The organism is Corynebacterium sp. NML 120412 (assembly GCF_002285155.1).
Taxonomy (GTDB): Bacteria; Actinomycetota; Actinomycetes; order Mycobacteriales; family Mycobacteriaceae; genus Corynebacterium; species Corynebacterium gottingense.
Map to the genome: position 1 here is coordinate 1 of NZ_NSGL01000013.1, position 2,431 is coordinate 2,431.

Below are 2,431 nucleotides of genomic sequence, written 5' to 3' on the forward strand. Positions count from 1 at the left end.
GATCGAATCCACCTCTGCGCCCTCCACCGAGGCCGCGGCGGTAATCAGCGTGTCCACCATCGTGCCGGTGGGGAGCTCGACGACAATGTCGTCGGTCACGTGACTGCTCGCCGAATCCCCCGTTTTGCCTGCGGCAACGCTGTCCACGATGTCCACGGATTGGATATTTGCGTCGACCATGCCGAACGCCGCGGCCAGCTCGCCAAGGCTGCCCGGGACATCAGGGAGAGAGACGCGAATAAGGTAAGACATGCACCTAGTTATATCAGTCAGCCCGTACAACTGACCGTGAAAACGGTGATAGGCTGGCGAATCTTTACGCAGAAAGGACCATGCACCGTGCACGCACGCGAGCTTCCAGACGCCCCCACCGCCAATACCGAACCGCGCGCGTACGGCGACGCGCATCTCAGCCGCGGGGAGCGCATCGTGCGCAGCGGTAACGAGGTCGTCGTGCTCGGCAACACCCAGGCCCGCGCCGTGGCGGAGGACCCCGCCCGCTTCTCGTCCGCGGTCTCGCGCTTCATGCAGCTGCCCAACGGCCTCGATGGGGAGGAGCACGAGCGCTTCCGCGCGCTTATCGACGCCTACCTCACCCCCGACGCACTCACCCCCTACGCCCCGGCGTTCCGGGAGGCCGCGCGCAGCGTCGTCGCCGACGTCCAGGGGGCGCAGTTGGACGCTGACGGGGGAGAGGTGGACGCGGTGGCCACGATCGGCGCTCGCTACGCCGTGCGCGCCATGCTCGCGTGGCTTGGCTGGCCCGCAGGCATGGAGGATCGCCTGGTCGACTGGGTCGCGGAGAACAACGCCGCCACCCGCTCGGGTCAGCTCGAGCGCACCGCCGCGGTGGCGGAGGCGTTCGACGCCATGATCCACGAGGCCGTCGATGCCGCGAAGGAGTCGAAGACTGCGAAGCCTGCAGACGCGGCAGGCCAGCCGAGCGTGACCCTGCAGTTGCTCAACGACACGAGCATCGGCCGCCACCTCGAATTCGACGAGCTGGTCTCCGTCCTGCGCAACTGGACCGCGGGCGACCTGAGCTCGATGGCCTACTGCGTCGGCGTCCTGCTCTACGCGCTGGGCAACGACGCGGCGCTGCAGGACCGTCTGCGCAGCGGAGTGTCCGAGCGCGAGTTCACCGCGATCGCCGACGAGATCCTGCGCCAGGACTCGCCCTTTGTGAGTAACCGCCGCGTGACCACCTGCCCGGTGGATCTCGACGGCGTCGAGCTCGACGAGGGGCAGCGCGTGCGGATCCACTGGACCGCCGCGAACCGGGACCCGGAACACCCGAGCAACCTGGTGTGGGGAGCCGGCCCCCACGCCTGCCCGGGCAAGTACCTGTCCATGCTGGAGCTGCAGTGCCTCACCGAGGAGTTGCTGCGGGCGTTTAGCGTGGGCGAGGTCGCCGCGGACGCGGGCCGGCGCGAGCAGTTCCCGGTCGGCGGGTGGGCGAGCCTGCCCGTCACGCTGACCCCGCGGCACTAGCGTGGCGCGGGCGGTGCTCGTTAGCAAGCGAATGCCGTGACGTAAGATGAGGGTCGGTTTACTGACCTTGTTGGATAACGTTAGATAACTCAAGCACGAAAAGATTGGAACCGTTTTGGCTGAGATTTCACGCGAGGAGGTCGCCCGCATCGCCCGGCTCGCCCGCGTTGCGCTGCAGGACGACGAGCTCGATCAGATTTCGCAACAGCTCGACCAGATCGTCGACGCTGTCTCGAAGGTGCAGAGCGTGGACACCGAGGGCGTTGAGCCGATGAGTCACCCGCACTCCATCGAGGCGGGCATGCGACCGGACGTTGAGAAGAAGACACTGACGCAGGCGCAGGCGCTGGACCAGGCGCCGGAGGTGGAAGACGACCGCTTCGTCGTGCCGCAGATCCTCGGGGAGGGAGACGAGTAAATGAGCGAGAACACCAGCTTCACCATGCCCAGTGACGGCCTCATCGCCACGCCCGCCCACGAGCTGGCGCGCATGATCCAGGCCGGCGAGGTCACCTCCCGCGAGGTCACCCAGGCGTTCTTGGACCGCATCGCCGAAACCGACGAGACCCTCGGCGCGTTCCTGCACGTGGGCGCGCACGAGGCGCTCGCCGCGGCCGACGCCGTGGACGCGCAGGTCAAGGCGGGGGAGAAGCCCGCGTCTCCGCTCGCCGGCGTGCCGCTGGCGCTGAAGGACCTGCTCGTGACCACCGACGCGCCGACGACCGCCGCGTCGAAGATGCTTGAGGGCTACATGAGCCCGTATGACGCGACCGTCGTGAAGCACTTGCGCGAGGCCGGCATCCCGATCCTGGGCAAGACGAACCTGGACGAGTTCGCCATGGGCTCCTCGACCGAGAACTCCGCCTACAAGGTCACCCGCAACCCGCACGACACCGAGCGCGTGCCGGGCGGCTCCGGCGGCGGCACCGCGGCGGCGCTC

At 68.0% G+C, this 2,431-nt stretch carries 3 protein-coding genes and 1 pseudogene; 3 read left to right on the forward strand and 1 reads right to left on the reverse strand.

Going from position 1 to position 2,431, the window contains the following annotated elements; translation table 11 throughout:
* Positions 1-252 (reverse strand): annotated as a pseudogene (locus tag CKJ84_RS11930) (ACT domain-containing protein); the annotation flags it as partial.
* An 87-nt stretch (positions 253-339) separates the two neighbouring features.
* Between CKJ84_RS11930 and CKJ84_RS11935 the strand changes: the two are divergent.
* From CKJ84_RS11935 to CKJ84_RS11945, 3 genes are all read left to right on the forward strand, one after another.
* Entirely contained in the window at positions 340-1,491 is a 1,152-nt protein-coding gene (locus CKJ84_RS11935) for a cytochrome P450 (RefSeq protein ID WP_095547102.1), read from the forward strand.
* Between the two features lie 115 nt (positions 1,492-1,606).
* On the forward strand, positions 1,607-1,909 hold the full coding sequence (gatC, locus tag CKJ84_RS11940) for an Asp-tRNA(Asn)/Glu-tRNA(Gln) amidotransferase subunit GatC (protein ID WP_095276076.1): 303 nt from the start codon (positions 1,607-1,609) through the stop codon (positions 1,907-1,909).
* Positions 1,910-2,431, forward strand: a 522-nt coding sequence (locus CKJ84_RS11945; protein ID WP_255407234.1) for an amidase, incomplete at its 3' end; no start/stop codon positions are given.